The sequence below is a fragment of the Myroides odoratus genome (assembly GCF_001549985.1).
GTDB lineage: Bacteria > Bacteroidota > Bacteroidia > Flavobacteriales > Flavobacteriaceae > Flavobacterium > Flavobacterium odoratum_A.
Map to the genome: position 1 here is coordinate 106,343 of NZ_LROZ01000002.1, position 17,579 is coordinate 123,921.

The following is a 17,579-nucleotide window of genomic DNA, read 5'->3' on the forward strand; positions in this document are numbered from 1 at the left end:
GAGGTTTGTGCTTTGTGAGGTTTGTGCTTTGTGAGGTTTGTGCTTTGTGAGGCGGTGAGAGGGTGAGATGGTGAGATTTGTTTTTTTGCTTTTTTGCTTTTTTGCGAATCGTCTTTAATTGATAACCCCTACAACTTCACAAAAAACAAAAAAGCGACCTAACAGATAATACAAAACCAATTTACTTAAAAGCAAAAAACATCTTTACAAAAGACAATTTAACCCCAACGCAAGTCAAATAAAGAGCGTCAAATGTTTGAAAAGGCTGTAAAAATAAAAGGTGTTTGAGCGTAGCGAGTTCTTTTATTTTCAGACTTAAAAACTAATTTGACCTTTATTTGGGTTAGTTGAAGGGTTTTTTGTTTCTTTTTTACCCTTTAAAAAAGAAAGGGGTGTATTTGTGAGGTTTCTTTTTTTGCTTTTTTGCGAGAGGTTTTTTTGCGAATCGTCTTTAATCGATAAAGCTACAACTTCACAAAAAACAAAAAAGCAACCTAGCAGATAATAGAAAACCAATTTATTTAAAAGCGTAAATCACTTTTACAAAAGACCATTTAACCTCAACGCAAGTCAAATAAAGAGTGTCAAATGTTTGAAAAGGCTGTAAAAATCAAAGGGGTTGTGAGGTTTGCTCATCGCCTCATCGCCTCATCACCTCACCACCTCACCCTCTCACCTCCTCACCGCCTCACCGCCTCACCCAATTACCTACTGGTAACCACTTACCTTTTAGTTACTCCCCCCGTTTCTTCGCTACAATCGCCCTAACTTTGTATTACGAATCAAAAAACAAACATGATGAATAAAAAATTAATCTATTGGATATCAACTGGTTTATTTAGTGCTTTTATGTTATTTAGTGCTTATAGCTATTTTACAGACCCTACCTTTAAAGATGCATTTGCTTATTTAGGTTATCCCGATTATTTCCGCATTGAATTGGCAATGGCTAAAATACTAGGTGTACTTGCTATACTCCTACCATTTATCCCCCGTACGCTCAAAGGATTTGCTTATGCTGGGTTTACCATTAATATTATCGGTGCTGCCATTGCTCATTTAGCCATTGGTGAAGGAATTAGTTCCTTAACAATGATTGTTATTGCTCTGGCTCTATTAGGTACCTCTTATTTTTCACAAGCCAAGCAAGTAGCATAAGCAACTTTAGGTAAATTCCCTTAGATAAGCGTATCTAAATTCTCCTCTTCACTAAGGTTTACCATCGAAAAACAAAGTATTCTTTGCATAAGGTTTCAAAAATTATAACAAAAAGTGTACTTTCGCACTGTATTTTACAACGCAACACACACATCTTATGTACAAGAGTATATTTAAACCGCTTGCCTTTTCTATGGATCCAGAAAAAGCACATCACTTTACCTTTAATTCGTTGAAATTCATCAACAAAATCCCAGGTGTATCAGCGATTATTCGCTCTACTTTTCAAGTGAATGACCCCCGATTGGAACGCGAGGTATTTGGATTAAAATTCAAAAATCCCGTTGGACTAGCAGCCGGTTTAGATAAAGATGCAAAATTATATCAGGAGTTAGAGCATTTTGGTTTTGGTTTTATTGAAATTGGAACCATTACCCCTAAACCTCAAGATGGAAATCCCAAAAAGCGTATGTTTCGCTTAGTGGAAGATCATGCCTTAATTAACCGCATGGGATTCAACAATGGAGGAATTGATCAAGCTATTGAGCGTTTAAAGAAAAACAAAGGCACTTTGATTGGTGGAAATATTGGTAAAAACAAAATAACACCAAACGAACAAGCCATTGACGATTACGAAATTTGCTTTGATGCTCTTTTCCCTTATGTGGATTATTTTGTCGTGAATGTAAGTTCACCCAACACACCCAATTTACGTGCTCTACAAGATAAAGAACCCTTAACCGCTTTATTGAATGCGCTGCAAACCAAAAACAACGGCAAACCAAAAAGCAAACCGATTCTTTTAAAAATCGCACCCGATTTAACAGATAGTCAGTTACTAGACATCATTGACATTGTTGCTGAAACAAAAATTGCAGGAGTTATTGCTACGAATACAACCATTAGCCGTGAAGGATTACAATCAGAGAAGAAAGTAGAAATTGGCGGATTAAGTGGTAAGCCTTTAACCCAACGCAGCACAGAAGTTATTCGCTTCTTAGCAGATAAGAGTAACCGCGCCTTCCCTATCATTGGCGTTGGCGGAATTCACTCTCCTGCAGATGCGATAGAGAAGCTAGAAGCTGGCGCTTCTTTAATCCAATTATACACTGGATTTATTTATGAAGGTCCCGCTTTGATTAAGGCCATCAACAAGAAAATACTAGAACAATATAAGTAATAAAAAAACCGCTGCATAGCGGTTTTTTTGTTTGTATATCTAAAAAATATCCTTCATTTCTATTCTTTATAAAATACTATTCTTTCAGAGCAGTCTTTATATCCATTCGTTCATGTAAAAAACGGATAATTACAACCTGCTTATTTTCTATTATTTGATAAAACACAAGGTGTTTACCCACCGAAAAAACGAACAAATCTTCGGCAATTTCACTATATTTTCTTCCGAGTTTAGGCTCATTAGCAACATCTTTACAAGCGTTAAGCAAGCGCTCATAATAACTATTTGCTTGTTTTTCAGACCAAGAATCATAGGTATAAGCCCATATTTCACTAAGGTCATCAACAGCTTTACGCGTCAAAACATAATTAACCTTCATTTTTCTTATTTTCCAGTAAAGATTGTAGATGCTTTTTGGGATCAAAATCATTTGCTATCCCACTATCCACCCCCTCCTGAATTGCTTTTTTTAGCATTTGAACTTTATCTTCTTTTTCAAGCAATCGAAGGCCTGCGCGAATTACTTCACTAACATTTTTATATCGTCCTTCTGTAATTTTTGCTTCTACAAAATCTTCAAAATAATCTCCTAATGATATAGATGTATTGCGTCCCATAGCTTTATCTTTTTCTCAAAGTTACCAAATTTTGGTAAAACTAAATAGACTATTTTTATCTATCCTCAAATCAAAATAAAAATTAGGATAACCCATACAAAAATTGTAATTTTACGCATACCCTATTGTAAAAATACAATTACCTGATATGAAAGCACTAAACAAACCCATAAGCGACAAGAAGAAAACAGCTGTTGTACCTGCTGCGAAGTCTCGTATTGCATCTTCTAGCAACACAACAAAGACTAGAGCTGCACAAAAAGCAACCAGTAGAAAATCAACTGCTTTGGAGAAATTCTCTCCTGCTTGGGTGGTGTTACATCCCAAAGATTCCCCAGACTATAAACTTGAATTGATCGCTAAAATCAGAGAAGGGGTTAAAAAAATGGAATGGAAAGAATTAATTTCAGCTATTGGGGCTACAGAGAAAGAGTTTGAATTCATCTTACCTACGTCGATTAGCAGCATGCAAAAGAAAGAGGTTTACAGCTTACAGACTTCTGAGCGAATTTATGAGATTTCGAGGTTGTTTGGATTGGGTTCTGAAGTTTTTGACAGCCTTGAGCAATTTAAAAACTGGCTTCTAACGCCTTCTAAGGCCTTGGGACACAAAAAACCATTTGAACTATTGGACAGCAGTTTTGGTTTTGAAATTGTAGAAAATGAAATTGCGCGAATCCAATATAACGTATATAGCTAATGGTGGTTTATCGCGTTGCCAATGCAAAATATAAGGATGCTACACTTTCTGGTATTGGTGCAGAAAAAGTGGGTGGTCGTTGGAATGAAATCGGAACACGGGCGGTCTATTGTTCAGAAAATATCGCCTTAGCCTTATTGGAATACTATGTGCATTCCGAAAATATTGCCAATCTACCTCAGCATATTTTAGTTGCTAAGATTGAAATACCCGATGATTTTATGATCACCGAATTGGTCGATTTACCAGAACAATGGAATCAATACCCCTATTCTACTAAAACGACAGCCGTTTTTACCACACTAGCGCAAGACAGAAATTTCTTCGGTTTGAAAGTTCCCTCTACGCTTATTCCTTTGGAGTGTAATTTCATTTTAAACCCCTTGTATAAAAACTTTGGTCAGATTGAAATTATAGAGTTCTTGGAACTTCCCATTGATCAACGATTAAAAACAGATAAACATTAATCATATCTAATCCTAAAAATCCGCTGCGTAGCGGATTTTTTATTATCCATCTTATACTTCTTCAAGGATAGATGTTCCTTTTGAATAATCCCCAGAGGTCCATTCCCATACTTCATGTAAGCGTATTTTTCCATGTACACCTACTTCAGGTGTAGATCGACAAATCCCCGTCATCAGTTCGCCTTTATCATTGATTTGATGATACCGCATATTGATTATTCCCTGCTCATCTACCAGTCCCAATATATGACCATATGCAATTTTTCCACCACTATACACAGCCGTCAGTCTGTTTCCCTCTTGTTTATAGTGAAAAACTGTTTCATTGGAAGTTTCCCCATTGGGCGTATTACTCACAGGTCGAAAGGTTTTATTGTTGTAGTTTATCATGGCTGCTCTGTATTCTTTTTCTTATGTAAAGGCTAATATAGTTAAAAAACAAATGCCCGATTTCACAAACCTCACAACTCTCACAAAAAACTTCAAAATTAACCTCCACAGAATAAACCACTTACATTATTTACGCAAAAAAAGCAGTAAATATCCCTAACAACCCCTTGTGTTGCACACAAATTATACTATATTTGCACTCGCAATACGGAAGTAAAGCAGACCACTGGAGAAATGGCAGAGTGGTCGATTGCGGCAGTCTTGAAAACTGTTGACTGTAACAGGTCCGGGGGTTCGAATCCCTCTTTCTCCGCGAAGAAAACCGATAACGAAAGTTATCGGTTTTTTTATTTTTAGGGCATGCCGAAAGTTTTACTTTCGAGCATGGACGACAATAAAAAAAGTACAATACCGAGTGTAACGAGGAATTGGTTTTCTTTGTGTCTAATTATCCTGTTTGGGATCTATAATCCCTCCTTCCTTTTGAGATAAATTTCCATTTACTGCTACATTTATCCCATTTTTTTCTCCTTCATCGGAATGACATACCAAACGGGGTACTGTGTGGAGTGACGGTGCAGAGTAACGAGTATTATATTCACCCCAGTAACCACCCAGCATGTCTCCCTGAGGCACGAAGGGTCGCATCCAGCGCTCATGCCATACTATGCTATACCATGCTATGCAAAGGGATTAGCTGGAATTACACGCGTTGAGTGACGGATGCGATTTATCTCACCTATTTTATATTTGTTTTGGTGTTCGATGAATCTTCACTGCGTTTCGATTTCTCCTTTGTCGGGATGACATACCAGGCGGGGTACTGTGTGGAGTGACGGATGCGATTTATCTCACCTATTTTATATTGGCTTTGGTGTTCGATGAATCTACACTACGTTCCGATTTCTCCTTCGTCAGGATGGCATACTAGATGGGGTACTGTGTGGAGTGACGGTGCAGAGTAACGAGTATTGTATTTACCCCAGTAACCACCCAGCATGTCACCCTGAAAATAAAAAAGTCTATTCAACTTTTGTCATCCTGACGAAGGAAGGAGAAGGGTCGCATCCAGTGCTCATGCCATACTATGTGCTATACTATGCAAAGGGATTAGCTGGAATAACAAGTGTTGAGTGACGGATGCGATTTATCTCACCTATTTTATATTTGTTTTGGTGTTCGATGAATCTTCACTGCGTTTCGATTTCTCCTTTGTCGGGATGACATACCAGACGGGGTACTGTGTGGAGTGACAGATTGAGAAAGTATGATTATAGGTAAATGGTAAGAAGATAGTAAGGGGTAACATTGGTAAAAAGGCCTAAAACCCTTGCTGATACTTACTTTCCCCTTACAAACCCTTTACATGCTCTTTGTTATTTTATTACAAAACATTAAAATTCAGTTATTTATGATTTTATAATTCGGAAAAGAAAGGAAAAAAACTCTTTTTTTATCCCTTAATTGGAAGAGAACGGAAAGGGGGATTGTCCGTGTTTTTCTGCTTTTTTAGTTTTGTATCGAGTTCAATAGTAAAGCTAGCTACTAGGTATGACTCATAAAAAAGGAATAACCATTTAAAATGCAAAATTATGGGAAAAATGAATAATGGATTAACAGGAGGTTTTAGTGGTAAAGTAGGAACACTTGTGGGATCAAACCTAAACGGGCAAAATATCATTCGAAATGCACCTAAAAAAAGTAGTAAAAAACCAACGGCTGCACAGTTGAGTCATCGTCAAAAATTTAAATTAGTGTCCAATTTTTTACGACCCTTAAACGGCTTACTTAAACGCCATTTTGGACCTGTTCAAGAATTAAAGTCTAATGTAAATTTAGCTTTAGCCTATCACCTTCAAGAAGCCGTAAGTCCAGTAGAAGAAGGATTTATTGTAAACTTGAGTAAGGTTGTAATAAGCAAGGGAATTTTGCAAACTATCTTTGTGGATACTGTCGCTATTGTAAACAAAGAGCTGACTATCACTTGGAATGCAAATTTAGTTTTTGGTGCTGTAAATAAAGCAGATCTACTGACTGTAGTACTGTATCGAAAAGCAACTCAGTCCATGTTTATTTTGGAGCAGGTAGCAGAACGTGACGCGGGTGAATTTAAGGTTCAACTTCCTGCTAATTTTGAAGATACAGGCTACGGTATTTGGGCCTTCTTGACCGATGTGGACCTGGTAGAATGTAGTACAAGTGTGTTTTTAGGAGAATATTAATACAAACAAAGCATCGCATCTATTTTCACTGTGTATTGGATGAACTAGTATGCGATGCTTTTTTTGAAGTTCTTTTTCCTATATTTAATCTTTGTTTGGATTTTCTTCTCTTATTGAAGAATTAAACCCCTCCAATCTACATCCCTAAATGTCCCTTCTAAAAAAGAATACATGAGAAAACGACTATTCTTATTTTGCCTATTGGCTTTTACACAGCTTTCAATTGCACAGGAAATCCTACAGTTTAAAGTAAGTAAACCTTATTGTGTATTTAATTTCATGGAAACAATGACCACTCAGCAAGGAGTTTCCCCTACCCTGAGAGATTACATTGTACCGAACGTCGCAAAGGATAGCGTTTTTCGACAACTTTGTATTGATTTCCAAAATTTAAAACTGAATTACCACTATCAATTAGAGGGGTATCCTGCAAATAGAAATTCGTATCGGTCAACACAGGATTTGCTCATTATCGCTTTAGTCAATGCCAATACGATAGACGAATTTAAACAGCGGTCGATTGGGATTTTACCCCATAGTGAACAGCAAAAATTAGTGACTATTCTCAAACAAGCAGAAACGTATTACGATCTTCTAATCTGGGATGATTACGAAGAAAGTATATTGGAACAACGAAAAAAATTAGAAACATACGTTCCTCAAGCATCGGAAATATTTGATAAAATCCGCCATTTTTATCGTTCCACTTGGACGGCAGATATTCCTTTTCTCGTTAGTCTTTACCCCATTCCTGGACAGAAGGGAATTTCAACAGCTACACCACATGCCAATAGTCTTTGTATTGGTGTTTTGACGAATGATACCCGAGGTGTCGAACGAATGGGCGTTGTTTTTCACGAAATGTGTCATGTGCTTTTTAATGAACAAACGCCAGAATTTCAGCAGCAACTCGATCAGTGGTTTGAAACAAATACCTCTCCATACAAGCAGTATGCCTATAACTTTTTTGATGAAGCCTTAGCTACAGCCATAGGAAACGGTTGGGTGCATAAAAACATCAGTGGAAGCTTACTTACAAAAGATTGGTATAACAATGAATATATCAATGGATTTGCAAAAGAACTCTACCCATCCGTTGAGGAATACCTAGCCAAACAGCAACCAATAGATCAACCTTTTATTGATCATGCCATCGCTTTATTTGCAGCAAAGTTTCCCAATACACGAACAGATTATAGCGTGCTACTCAATCGAGTTTCCATTTACACGGATGCCGAAACTAACATAGAAAGAACAGAAATAAGACAAGCTTTTGGGCAACATTTTCAAATGACGCACAGCAGTTTATCCTCTCCTATTTTAGCTCCACAAAATTTGGAATCGCTACAAAGTAGTCCTCAAACGCAATTGGTTATTATAGACAAAAATCATCATGAAACATTGAAAGCTCTAAAAGAGATATTTCCGCAATTGTCCAAACTATCGACCACTGATCTGACAGATCATACCCTGCTAAGTTTTTACGATCACCTGAATAAACCCATTATTATTTTATACACCATCAATGACCAGGGAATGGAAACATTGGTGCAACAAATGAAAACGTTACAATTTTTTGATAGGAAGAAAATCATCCAGCACAAGGTCGAGTAATGGATTATAATTCTTACAAATTCAACTGTACTACAAGTGGATTATCAATTGGTGTTTATAATATGAAACGAATAGGGTATATAAACTGTATTCATCGTAGACGAAACATAGTATAAAGGTTGAAAAAGTTACCATAAAGGTAACAGCAAGTGATGTTTTGAGGCACTCGAAATTATATTCGTGCTATCAAAACGACTTGCTCTTGCAGCCAGCTGGAAAACTACTCCGAAGTCGTTAGTTTTTGTTTAAAGTGTAGGTTTACTCAAACTATTGAGGGGTTTACGGAATTTTATAAACAGAAATTTAACTAATTATAGGACTTTTCGGCATTTAACTTCTGACGTTTTGTATACTGGCATAAACGAAACAATGGTGACGGTTGGAGTGTAATGTCTTTTTGCATTGTTTTTTAAGTCGAAGGACAGCTCTTTGATTGCTGAGTCATGAGGCAAACAATGTGCTGAAAGTGCGTAGGCAAAAACAACGCAAAAAGTATGACAGTTGCAAACGGTGGCAATGCCATAGGATGCAGCAACAAAAAACGGCTTTACATAGGGTTGCTAAATAAAGCCGTTTTTCTTCTTGAAGTGGCAAAGCGTGGAAAACTATAACAATAATTAAAGTAACCCTTTTTTACTTAACATATTCTGATATATTCCAGTCAAATATGCATCACTTGCATTTTGAACTAAGTGATTTATAAAACTTCTGTAAGCCTTATATCCTGGATATTTTTTCTTCATAAACGAAGCTTTCCAATAAAGCAGGTTTGTTTTAAATGATTCCAAATCTGACGCATGGTTTAAAAAGTCGTGATCATCAATAAATTCAACATATGTATTTTGCCACATAGTCAAAATATTTTTTTCCACAAAACTATTGTATCGACTTTTTATATTAAATGTTTCATCCCAGCTTTCAAAATCATCTATTTCATTAGCAACTTTAGCTTCAATTAAAAATTGCCAACTTCCATATTCTTGTTCAAAAGAGGGTTCTTCAATAAAAGCAAATCTAGCATTAATACCGTTATAGTTCTTATATGGATAGTATGCTAATTTTCTTTCCCCATTTTCATTGATTAAAATGTTTTTATTGCCTTTTGCTGGTCTAGAATTACACTTATCACCTATTGGGATAAGATTATTAAAATTAACAGATGAAAAAGGAAAAATATCTTGACAAAGCCAATGGTCTAAAGCTAATCGAGCTTGTCCATCTAAATTTAAAAAACCTTCTAAACCACAAATTGGACATACTTCAATCTTATGGTGAGTAATGAATTTATCAATCGAAGTACCAATAGTTATATTCACATAGTTTGTAAATAAATGATAATTACTAGAAGTGTTGTATAAATAAGAGAACAGATTTTCGATTGGCTGCTTCAAAGAGGCATGAATATCATTGATTGTAATTATTTCTAAAGTTTGGTCATGACCACAGATTCTTTCTATTTCATTACTATCTTTAAAAGCTTTAATTATTTTATCTCTTTCATCTTTTGCTGCAATAAGTTTATAAGCATCATATACAGCCTTGAATTTTTTTTGCAAATCTGTATTCTGAAAAACTTGTATTGACCAATTAGGAAACAGATGATTTCCAAAACTTTCACTTTCTTCTATTTTCTTAAAAAAATATTTAGGTATACTATGTAAAACTGCTATTCTAGTCTTTACTTTCTGTATGTTTAAAATCATTGTTATCTTCTGTTAATTCGAAAATTTTTTTAAAAATAAACTGTTTCTGACTAGATTCTCCATAAAAATCGACAGCACTTCTTAACTGATCCAATGAACCTGATTTAATCAACTCTTTCATCTCATCAAAAGATTGAGCTGATATCATTTGAGTCTTAAAAATATTTTTTAAAATATAATCTACTCCCGCACCATAAGTATTAATTCCTAACTGTGAAGCTTTTTTAACTTTCAACTTGTTAGTTTCTTCATCCTTATCAAAAAATAAAACAGACACTTATATATTTAGATGTACCAACATATTAAACAAAAAATCCACTTCAAATGAAGTGGATTTTTTGTTAGTACATTTCTGCCATCATAGAATTAACCTTATTTACTAGTTTAAGCATTCTAGCTAGTTGGTCAGGAGTCATATCAGATTTAACTCTATCCATTTTCTCACCCAACTCCTCAGCTTTCTCCATAAGTGCTGGTAAATCACCTAAAGCACTCATATCACTATTCTTGACCTTCTTCATGTAATCCATGTAGTCATTCATATAGCTTTCATAGCTATCAAGCAAATCATCAATATCTCTTGAACTTACTTTACTAGTTGTTTCTTCTTCATATTCACTAATATCATCCGAAGCATCATCAACAATACTTTCTGATTCATATTTAGTTTCGTTTTCTTTAGATTCTTTTGAGTTACAACCAACAAATACAAGTGTTGATAATGATAATATACCTACGATAATTCCTTTTTTGTTCATCAGTTTAAATTTTAAGATTAATTAAATATTCGATTCAACATCATATAATATGATGCAAAACAAAAAGGTATTAAGGAGGTATCTTTAATCGTATAAAATTAAAGAACAACAATTTTCAATCTAAGTATTATTGTACTTGATTTGTTTGTGTAGTTCTTTAATGTAGTAAGTAATTGTTTTCATTTTTTGTGGTATTTTAGGTTTATAAATAAAAGAAGCGTGGACATTGCAAACACACTAAACCTAGGAATACCACTCCCTAAAAAAGCAATGAATACAAGCCACGCCATATCGGCATACTCTCATATACATTATTTGCTTTATATTATTCGATGTGGTATTTCGGTTTAGCAATAATGCAATTAAGCACGTTTATTCTTTTCGTAAAAAGCAAAGATAGAAATTATAAATAACAAAAAACAGCCTAGATTCAAAAATAATCTAGGTTGTTCTTGTTGTTTAATTATACATATATAAATTAAAATGAGTTATGAAAAAAGGTGTGTTGACAGAATACAAAATAAACGAAAATAAATATTCTAGTTATATAATTGGAAATGATTATGAAGATATAAAGATAAAATTATATAAAAGAAATTTAAATGAAATTATTACTAGTAATTTAATGGAATTAGACAATATAATAAAAGATTATTCTAAATTAGATGATAATACTTTAATGTTAGAATATTCTAGTTTTTTACACACTATTTGTTTTTTATCTTATTTATGTTACAGATCTAATTCTATTGATGTTGAAAACTTGTTAAATGATGAAGGTATACTACATGAAGTTATACATATTAAAGATAGAAATTGTTTCACAAATAAAGAACTTGAAAAATCTCGTTCTTTATTTGTGAAACTTAAAAGAAATGTTATTGGCGCTTTTTAACCTTTATATCCATTTCTTTTTGCATTGTCAATACAATCTTGTCTATTCACATATCCTTGTGTTGATGCACCAACAATTCTACCATTAGATGCAGTTCTTCTCCATCTCCAATGACCTGATGGGTCAGTATACAATTCCCATTTATCCATTTTATAAAAATTTATGTTATTAAAATATTAACAAATATAATTAAAAATATTCTTTAAATAAAATTATGATAATAAATGAAATTATTTTTAAAATTTATCTATAAGTTCTTTGTATTCAAGTTTATCATCAGCTGATATTAGGGCAAGGTTGAATCGTTCACCATCAGTTAATTTTCTTGTATTGAATCTGAAGGTAAATTCATCACAATATTTTGATAGGTGTTTTGGACTTGTTATGTGGTATATACCAATAATACCTCTTTTTAGTTGACTCCAAAAGCCTTCTATACTATTTGTATGGAATTGATCTTTAACATATATTCCTTTATTATGTTCAATTATTTTATGGATATATTCTTTAGAAAGTCCTTTATAACCTTTCCATCCATCAGATACAATAATAGAACCTTTAACTACTAAGTCATCTATAATACCTTTTAAAGTTTTACCTTTAGTATCAGGAATAACTTTAGTGTATACATATCCATTAGAAATTAATCCAAATACAGGTATTTTAGATTTTAAACTTCTACCTTGAGTATTATCAATTTTCTTATTTTTGCTTCTATTTTTATTTTTACCTCCAATATAAGTTTCGTCAACTTGAGTAATACCTTCAAATACAACTTCTGATTTATCTCTAAAATTATGACGTATTCTACTTAGCATAAACCAAGCTGTCTTTTGAGTTACATTTATATCTTTTGATAATTGTACGCTACTAATACCTTTTTTATGTGAAGCAAATAGATATATAGCCAAAAACCATTTTTTCAATTTAATATGTGAACCTTCAAACATAGTACCTATGGTTACAGTAAATCTATTTCTACAATGTTTGCATTTATACATACCATTAAATATACCTTTAGCTCTTAATCTATAATGATTTTCTGATACACTTCCACAATGTGGACAAATAGGTTCATTATTCCATCTTAAGTTCTCTAAATATTCTCTACAATCATTTTCTGTTTGCAAAGTTTCCATCAAATTAATTAATGATTTAAATATTATAGTATTTGAATTCATTTTTTATTTAATTTAATACTTTTTAACGAAAGTAAAAAACATTATTTGATTAATTTTTATTAAAAGTATAAATGATTTAAATACTTGATGTATTTTGTTGTTAGATTATAATTATAAGAAATTCAAAACATTATGAATAAAATAAAAAGACACTTTGTATTAACAAAAATTGCTTTATATAAGTTTTTAAGTAAATTTATACCTTACTTTAAAAACAAGTTATATATGTCATCAATTATATTGAAAAATAAAATAGAAGAAGAAATAAACTTATTATTAAAAAATGAATTTAATGGAAAGTTTAAATTAGAAGATATTAGTAGTAGTTATATTAATCCAGAATATGAAAATATTTTTATTAATAGTACTTCACGTGTAGGTTACAAACATAACAATTATGTAGAATCAGCAAAACTATGTTTTGTTATGAATATGAAACATACTAATTTAAAAATAAAAGTAAGTGTTATTTATTTGGATAATAATCTTGAAATAAAGTTTCAAGTACCAGAAACAAATACTAGTGTTTTTGATGACTGTAAAATATTTGAACAAATAATAAAAGATAACAAGAATATAATAAACGATGCATTTAGGACTTATATTAAATAAAAAATGACTTGAATTTAAAATTCAAGTCATTTTTAGTTATTACCTACCATTGGTACAATGAAATATATAAGTGTCTATTATATTTAGGCGGATAAACTCTATCTAACGTGATACTAGTATCAAGACTATCAATCCTACCAGTAAATGGTGGGTTAGCTAAAATTTTAGTATACTTAACTCCTGCCTCTTCTTTATCAAAATTTTGCGATAAAGAATCTATATGTTTTATATGAGGTTCCTTGATATTATGCATCATTAGATTCATCATACCTAAACGAATCATTGTAGTATCGATATCATAGCCAAAAAATGTTCCTGTAGTTAATTTTTTAGCTTTTTTTGAATTTGGTTTTATTGCACTAGCTGATGTTCTTACTTTAAAACCATCAGTATCTGTTTGCCACTCTTCGTTTCCAGAGTTTTGAGCAATAATATATTGATATGCACCAACTAAAAAACCAGATGTACCACAAGTAACATCGCAAATTTTATCATCAATTGTAGGTTTCAGCAATTCACACATAAAATGAATGATATGACGAGGAGTTCGAAACTGTCCATTTTTACCAGCTTCTCCGGTTTGAGATAGAATCAACTCATAAAAATCACCTAATGTATCCTGAAAATATTGACCTTCATTTCTTTCTTTTTCCGCTTCAGCATAAATTTCATTAATAATATCTATCGCAGCTCTTAATAATGAAGGTTTAGAAATTTCAAACTTTGCGCCTTCCATAGCTTTTGTAAAAGGCTCATGTTCACTATTGATTGTTTTTAAATACTCAAAAATATCTGACATTGTTTTAGGTAAATCAATATCTGGGCATTGAGTATAAAAAGACCATTTGTATATATCCTCATCAACTATGCCTACATCTTCTGCTCTACGCATAAAAAGCAAGTAAGATATTTGTTCTAAAGCAGTTAGCGGATTAGAGGTTCCAGCTGCCCAGAACATTTCCCAAAGACTACTAATTTTAGTTTTTATTGTTGAATTTAGCATCTATTTTTTTTTATATCTTTTTTAATTTGAATCTCTTATTTACTAGAGTTCAATAATTCTCTTACATCAATCTTGAGTAGATGAGCAATCTCTAATAATTTTTCCACTGATGGCTGAACTTCATTAGTACACTAACGAGAAACTGTACTTTCACTCTTTTTCAATTCTTTAGCTAGCCATTTATTGATTTTTGAATGCTCTAACAAGATTATTTTTAGTCTATTGAGTTTCATTTAACTTCAATTAATACGCATCGAATGCGAATTTAAGTTTTATTCTCATGATAGAAGCATCAAGAGATATAATTTTCATACTAAATTTAAGTAAGTAGGATAAGTAAGCTTTGCCAAAAAGATATTTTTATAATTCGCAAAAATATTAAAACAAATTTAAAGGTATAATAAGAAGCAAAATTTGAGAAATAAATGCTTCCTAATTGTGTTGAATATTTTTTCGGACTTGTTTTTAGCTTAGCTAAAATGAAAATATTACTGTTTCACTTATCTCTGTTCAAGTTGAAAAATGAAGTAAATGCTTTGTCTTTTTAGATTTCTCGACAGACTCAAAATGACAGTTTATTAATTTAAAAACTAATTTTACCTTATTGGATGGTTGAGATTTGAATTTAACTTTGAAAAAATAATTTTTCTACCTAATATAGGATAAATATACAGTATTTTTATATTCGAATCAAACGATTCCAATCATAGTTAAAAACTTTCTGAATAAGGTGCGCGCAACAATTTAAAAAAGTGAACATCCCTATTTATAAAGCATACGGCATAAAAGAGGCTAGCCCTCTTTCTCCGCAAAGAAAACCGATGATGAAAGTTATCGGTTTTTTTATGTCTATTCCCCTATTTAGGCTATCTAATTCCTTTCCTTTAAAACGAGGAAAATTATCAAACCAAGCTTAGCCAAGTCTTCGGAAAGTTTTATTTTTACCTAAAATAGAATGTTATGAGAAAGCGGTTATTCCTTTTGTTATTCGTTGTAATCTCTTTGGCAATGAGTAGTTGTAAAGAACAAGAAGCAACGAAACCCTATGAAATAGAAGATTTAGTAGGTAAATGGGAATTAGTATCCGCTAAACTTTACGATAGAGAAGCTAAGTTTTTAACCGATACGAGTCCGAAGAATGAAATGGGATGTGGACCGCTAACTTGGGTGTTCACTGCAGATCAACTAGAGATTCACACTTTTACAGGAAAAGATGAAAAGGGACATTGCATTGAAGAAGTTATTCGTTTAAGCTATACCCTTCAAAACAGTACTATCCATACGATAGATGATATGGGCGTAAAAGAAGAAATGCTCATTACCCAGTTGACGGAAGATGAATTCACTTTTATGACTTCCTTACCTCTTCCGCTAGACGATAAGGTTAATGCGATTAAATATACTAAACTTAGGTGCAGGAGAGTGAAATAAGAGGGGTTCCCCTTCTCCATTTTGACTAGTTCCTTCCATTCAAACGGAAGGATATCCCTTTTAATTCCATTTACATGATGCTGAGTTTCTCATAGATTTGATTGCGGTAACTCAATCCTATAGGAATACTTTTTTTATTCGTTAACACAATCATATGTTGCTCTACATACTGAATCTTATGGAGGTTAATGAAATACGATTTATGCACCCTACAAATGTAATCGAGGTGTTTTAAGTGTTCTTCAATCGTAAGGAGTGTACCGTGCACGACTATTTTTTCTGTTTCTGTATAGAGGCAAATATAATTGCGCATCCCTTCGATATAAATCAATGCAGCTGGATTGACTTTGATCAGGCGTTTGTCACTTTTTACATAAAAAAAGGAATTGCTGTTGTTGTCCGTGGGTAGTGGCGTTGTTTGAAGGGAAGGTCTGAGATACTGACTTGCTTTTTGTATGCTTTTTGAAAATCGTTCCAGCGAAATGGGCTTCAACAAATAATCCAGCGCATTTTGGCTAAAAGCATCTACTGCATAGTTGCTGTATGCCGTTGTATAGATAATTGCCGGAGGATTCGCGAACATAGACACAAAATCAGTTCCACTGATTTCAGGCATTTTGATATCCAAAAAAATCAGATCAATTTCTTTATTCTTATTTAGAAAACTAATCAGTTCAAAAACAGTATTGCAAATGCCTTCCAACTGTAATACATCAAATTTTGAAATATGGTGAACTAAAACTTCTTGCGCAAGTTTTTCATCATCAACAACTAAACATCGTATTTTCATCATTTCTTAGAATTTTATTTCCAGGGTTACACTAAAGGTTGCTTCTTCTTTTTTAATTTGTATTACATGCCTTGAGGGATAAAGCAATTGCAAGCGTTTGCGTATGTTTTCAATGCCAATTCCTCCAATATCCTTGGTTGCTTTTTCTTTATAACTATTTTTACACTCAAATCGCAAGTTGTTGTCGTCACAGTATAAATGAGCCTCAATATAAGAATCATCAATTGTCGAATCAACACCGTGTTTAAAGGCATTTTCGATCAAGGGCAACAACAACATAGGAGCTATCTTGATTGAATCCTTTCCTCCAACATACTGAAAGGAAACGCGAGCATTTGAAGGTATTCTCAATTGCTCAATAGCAATATACGTCTGTAAAATATGGATTTCTTGACTGATTGTAATTTCTCTCTCTTGGGTTTCATACAAAGAATAGCGCAAGATATCAGCCAGTTTTAAAATAACATCAGGTGTTTCTTTCGCTGTTTTAAGTGATAGAGCATACAAACTATTTAAGATATTGAACAAAAAATGCGGGCTAATCTGTGATTTTAGTAAAGCTAGTTCTGCCCTATTTTGTTGTGCAAGGATCGCTTCCTCTTTTTTAATTTTAAATCCATATTCTTGTACGATATAACCAATAGCCATGATAGCCATCAACAGGAGTATTCCAGGAAAGACATCAAAGTAATGTTGATAGGCTGCTAATGAAGAAGGAACTGAAGCATGGATTGCAAAGGGAGTAAAATCAGCGAGTTCACTTTTTTCAAACTGGCTATACAGCCCTTTTAAGTATTGCCCTAAAACGATGACCGAAGTTAGAAAAAGCAGCAGTACCGCTAGCATATAGCGCCTGAT

General features: G+C 33.1%; 20 protein-coding genes and 1 tRNA gene. 10 read left to right on the forward strand and 11 right to left on the reverse strand.

Features of this window, described 5'->3' with window-relative positions:
* The first annotated feature begins 798 nt into the window (after positions 1-798).
* Both AWV75_RS03735 and AWV75_RS03740 read left to right on the forward strand, forming a co-directional pair.
* The gene (locus AWV75_RS03735; protein WP_060873254.1) at positions 799-1,158 is read left to right on the forward strand and encodes a DoxX family protein; all 360 of its coding nucleotides are present in this window, start codon (positions 799-801) and stop codon (positions 1,156-1,158) included.
* A gap of 157 nt (positions 1,159-1,315) precedes the next feature.
* Positions 1,316-2,338 (forward strand): quinone-dependent dihydroorotate dehydrogenase, encoded by a 1,023-nt coding sequence (locus AWV75_RS03740; protein ID WP_060873097.1) that lies wholly within the window; start codon positions 1,316-1,318, stop codon positions 2,336-2,338.
* Between the two features lie 76 nt (positions 2,339-2,414).
* On the opposite strand, the gene AWV75_RS03745 is transcribed toward AWV75_RS03740, so the two are convergent.
* Complete coding sequence (locus AWV75_RS03745) at positions 2,415-2,717, reverse strand: type II toxin-antitoxin system RelE/ParE family toxin (RefSeq protein ID WP_060873098.1); 303 nt, start codon at positions 2,715-2,717, stop codon at positions 2,415-2,417.
* On the reverse strand, positions 2,707-2,955 hold the full coding sequence (locus AWV75_RS03750) for a type II toxin-antitoxin system ParD family antitoxin (protein ID WP_060873099.1): 249 nt from the start codon (positions 2,953-2,955) through the stop codon (positions 2,707-2,709). Before AWV75_RS03750 ends, AWV75_RS03745 begins: the two co-directional genes overlap by 11 nt.
* A 148-nt stretch (positions 2,956-3,103) precedes the next feature.
* Between AWV75_RS03750 and AWV75_RS03755 the strand changes: the two genes are divergently transcribed.
* Both AWV75_RS03755 and AWV75_RS03760 read left to right on the forward strand, forming a co-directional pair.
* On the forward strand, positions 3,104-3,655 hold the full coding sequence (locus tag AWV75_RS03755) for an antitoxin Xre/MbcA/ParS toxin-binding domain-containing protein (protein WP_060873100.1): 552 nt from the start codon (positions 3,104-3,106) through the stop codon (positions 3,653-3,655).
* Positions 3,655-4,122 carry an RES family NAD+ phosphorylase gene (locus tag AWV75_RS03760; protein ID WP_060873101.1) on the forward strand — a complete coding sequence of 156 codons (468 nt, stop codon included), beginning with the start codon at positions 3,655-3,657 and terminating at the stop codon, positions 4,120-4,122. The genes AWV75_RS03755 and AWV75_RS03760 overlap by 1 nt, the downstream gene beginning before the upstream one ends.
* A 51-nt stretch (positions 4,123-4,173) precedes the next feature.
* On the opposite strand, the gene AWV75_RS03765 is transcribed toward AWV75_RS03760, so the two are convergent.
* Positions 4,174-4,512, reverse strand: coding sequence for a hypothetical protein (locus tag AWV75_RS03765; RefSeq protein ID WP_060873102.1), 339 nt, complete (start codon positions 4,510-4,512; stop codon positions 4,174-4,176).
* A 228-nt stretch (positions 4,513-4,740) separates the two neighbouring features.
* Here AWV75_RS03765 and AWV75_RS03770 point away from each other — a divergent pair.
* The 3 genes from AWV75_RS03770 to AWV75_RS03785 all read left to right on the forward strand — a co-directional run bounded on the left by AWV75_RS03770 (position 4,741) and on the right by AWV75_RS03785 (position 8,348).
* Positions 4,741-4,825 (forward strand) — tRNA-Ser (locus AWV75_RS03770).
* 1,279 nt (positions 4,826-6,104) lie between these two features.
* Entirely contained in the window at positions 6,105-6,734 is a 630-nt protein-coding gene (locus AWV75_RS03780) for a DUF6266 family protein (protein WP_060873104.1), read from the forward strand.
* Positions 6,735-6,905: 171 nt separating this feature from the next.
* Positions 6,906-8,348 carry a hypothetical protein gene (locus AWV75_RS03785; RefSeq protein WP_060873105.1) on the forward strand — a complete coding sequence of 481 codons (1,443 nt, stop codon included), beginning with the start codon at positions 6,906-6,908 and terminating at the stop codon, positions 8,346-8,348.
* Between the two features lie 617 nt (positions 8,349-8,965).
* Here AWV75_RS03785 and AWV75_RS03790 read toward each other — a convergent pair.
* The 3 genes from AWV75_RS03790 to AWV75_RS03800 all read right to left on the reverse strand — a co-directional run bounded on the left by AWV75_RS03790 (position 8,966) and on the right by AWV75_RS03800 (position 10,809).
* On the reverse strand, positions 8,966-10,051 hold the full coding sequence (locus tag AWV75_RS03790; protein ID WP_060873106.1) for a hypothetical protein: 1,086 nt from the start codon (positions 10,049-10,051) through the stop codon (positions 8,966-8,968).
* Positions 10,020-10,328, reverse strand: coding sequence for a hypothetical protein (locus AWV75_RS03795; protein ID WP_060873107.1), 309 nt, complete (start codon positions 10,326-10,328; stop codon positions 10,020-10,022). The genes AWV75_RS03790 and AWV75_RS03795 overlap by 32 nt, the downstream gene beginning before the upstream one ends.
* Positions 10,329-10,392: 64 nt before the next feature.
* On the reverse strand, positions 10,393-10,809 hold the full coding sequence (locus AWV75_RS03800; protein ID WP_060873108.1) for a DUF6591 domain-containing protein: 417 nt from the start codon (positions 10,807-10,809) through the stop codon (positions 10,393-10,395).
* A 490-nt stretch (positions 10,810-11,299) separates the two neighbouring features.
* Here AWV75_RS03800 and AWV75_RS03805 point away from each other — a divergent pair, with 490 nt between their 5' ends.
* Positions 11,300-11,704: a hypothetical protein gene (locus tag AWV75_RS03805; protein WP_060873109.1), complete on the forward strand. Its 405-nt coding sequence runs from the start codon at positions 11,300-11,302 to the stop codon at positions 11,702-11,704.
* Here the strand turns inward: AWV75_RS03805 and AWV75_RS18390 are convergent.
* On the reverse strand, positions 11,701-11,853 hold the full coding sequence (locus tag AWV75_RS18390) for a YegP family protein (RefSeq protein ID WP_082711023.1): 153 nt from the start codon (positions 11,851-11,853) through the stop codon (positions 11,701-11,703). The genes AWV75_RS03805 and AWV75_RS18390 overlap by 4 nt on opposite strands.
* An 87-nt stretch (positions 11,854-11,940) precedes the next feature.
* Positions 11,941-12,885 (reverse strand): IS1595 family transposase, encoded by a 945-nt coding sequence (locus AWV75_RS03810; RefSeq protein WP_060873110.1) that lies wholly within the window; start codon positions 12,883-12,885, stop codon positions 11,941-11,943.
* A gap of 132 nt (positions 12,886-13,017) precedes the next feature.
* On the opposite strand from AWV75_RS03810, the gene AWV75_RS03815 reads away from it, so the two are divergent.
* Positions 13,018-13,497: a hypothetical protein gene (locus AWV75_RS03815; protein WP_060873111.1), complete on the forward strand. Its 480-nt coding sequence runs from the start codon at positions 13,018-13,020 to the stop codon at positions 13,495-13,497.
* Positions 13,498-13,540: 43 nt separating this feature from the next.
* Here the strand turns inward: AWV75_RS03815 and AWV75_RS03820 are convergent, their stop codons facing one another.
* Positions 13,541-14,500 carry an HsdM family class I SAM-dependent methyltransferase gene (locus AWV75_RS03820; protein WP_082711024.1) on the reverse strand — a complete coding sequence of 320 codons (960 nt, stop codon included), beginning with the start codon at positions 14,498-14,500 and terminating at the stop codon, positions 13,541-13,543.
* A gap of 960 nt (positions 14,501-15,460) precedes the next feature.
* Here AWV75_RS03820 and AWV75_RS03825 point away from each other — a divergent pair.
* Positions 15,461-15,931, forward strand: a complete 471-nt coding sequence (locus AWV75_RS03825) for a lipocalin family protein (RefSeq protein ID WP_060873113.1) — start codon at positions 15,461-15,463, stop codon at positions 15,929-15,931.
* A 70-nt stretch (positions 15,932-16,001) separates the two neighbouring features.
* Here the strand turns inward: AWV75_RS03825 and AWV75_RS03830 are convergent, their stop codons facing one another.
* Together AWV75_RS03830 and AWV75_RS03835 are read right to left on the reverse strand one after the other, a co-directional pair.
* Positions 16,002-16,724: a LytR/AlgR family response regulator transcription factor gene (locus AWV75_RS03830; RefSeq protein WP_060873114.1), complete on the reverse strand. Its 723-nt coding sequence runs from the start codon at positions 16,722-16,724 to the stop codon at positions 16,002-16,004.
* 3 nt (positions 16,725-16,727) lie between these two features.
* Positions 16,728-17,567, reverse strand: coding sequence for a sensor histidine kinase (locus AWV75_RS03835; protein ID WP_060873115.1), 840 nt, complete (start codon positions 17,565-17,567; stop codon positions 16,728-16,730).
* Between the last annotated feature and the right edge of the window lie 12 nt (positions 17,568-17,579).

Bases quoted from the DNA above. Each gene is read 5' to 3' on its own strand.
- AWV75_RS03820 (WP_082711024.1), bottom strand. From the start codon at position 14,500: ATGCTAAATTCAACAATAAAAACTAAAATTAGTAGTCTTTGGGAAATG.
- AWV75_RS03825 (WP_060873113.1), top strand. From the start codon at position 15,461: ATGAGAAAGCGGTTATTCCTTTTGTTATTCGTTGTAATCTCTTTGGCA.
- AWV75_RS03835 (WP_060873115.1), bottom strand. From the start codon at position 17,567: ATGCTAGCGGTACTGCTGCTTTTTCTAACTTCGGTCATCGTTTTAGGG.
- AWV75_RS03755 (WP_060873100.1), top strand. From the start codon at position 3,104: ATGAAAGCACTAAACAAACCCATAAGCGACAAGAAGAAAACAGCTGTT.
- AWV75_RS03800 (WP_060873108.1), bottom strand. From the start codon at position 10,809: ATGAACAAAAAAGGAATTATCGTAGGTATATTATCATTATCAACACTT.
- AWV75_RS03765 (WP_060873102.1), bottom strand. From the start codon at position 4,512: ATGATAAACTACAACAATAAAACCTTTCGACCTGTGAGTAATACGCCC.
- AWV75_RS03735 (WP_060873254.1), top strand. From the start codon at position 799: ATGAATAAAAAATTAATCTATTGGATATCAACTGGTTTATTTAGTGCT.
- AWV75_RS03760 (WP_060873101.1), top strand. From the start codon at position 3,655: ATGGTGGTTTATCGCGTTGCCAATGCAAAATATAAGGATGCTACACTT.
- AWV75_RS03785 (WP_060873105.1), top strand. From the start codon at position 6,906: ATGAGAAAACGACTATTCTTATTTTGCCTATTGGCTTTTACACAGCTT.
- AWV75_RS03780 (WP_060873104.1), top strand. From the start codon at position 6,105: ATGGGAAAAATGAATAATGGATTAACAGGAGGTTTTAGTGGTAAAGTA.
- AWV75_RS03745 (WP_060873098.1), bottom strand. From the start codon at position 2,717: ATGAAGGTTAATTATGTTTTGACGCGTAAAGCTGTTGATGACCTTAGT.
- AWV75_RS03810 (WP_060873110.1), bottom strand. From the start codon at position 12,885: ATGAATTCAAATACTATAATATTTAAATCATTAATTAATTTGATGGAA.
- AWV75_RS03740 (WP_060873097.1), top strand. From the start codon at position 1,316: ATGTACAAGAGTATATTTAAACCGCTTGCCTTTTCTATGGATCCAGAA.
- AWV75_RS03750 (WP_060873099.1), bottom strand. From the start codon at position 2,955: ATGGGACGCAATACATCTATATCATTAGGAGATTATTTTGAAGATTTT.
- AWV75_RS03790 (WP_060873106.1), bottom strand. From the start codon at position 10,051: ATGATTTTAAACATACAGAAAGTAAAGACTAGAATAGCAGTTTTACAT.
- AWV75_RS03815 (WP_060873111.1), top strand. From the start codon at position 13,018: ATGAATAAAATAAAAAGACACTTTGTATTAACAAAAATTGCTTTATAT.
- AWV75_RS18390 (WP_082711023.1), bottom strand. From the start codon at position 11,853: ATGGATAAATGGGAATTGTATACTGACCCATCAGGTCATTGGAGATGG.
- AWV75_RS03830 (WP_060873114.1), bottom strand. From the start codon at position 16,724: ATGATGAAAATACGATGTTTAGTTGTTGATGATGAAAAACTTGCGCAA.
- AWV75_RS03805 (WP_060873109.1), top strand. From the start codon at position 11,300: ATGAAAAAAGGTGTGTTGACAGAATACAAAATAAACGAAAATAAATAT.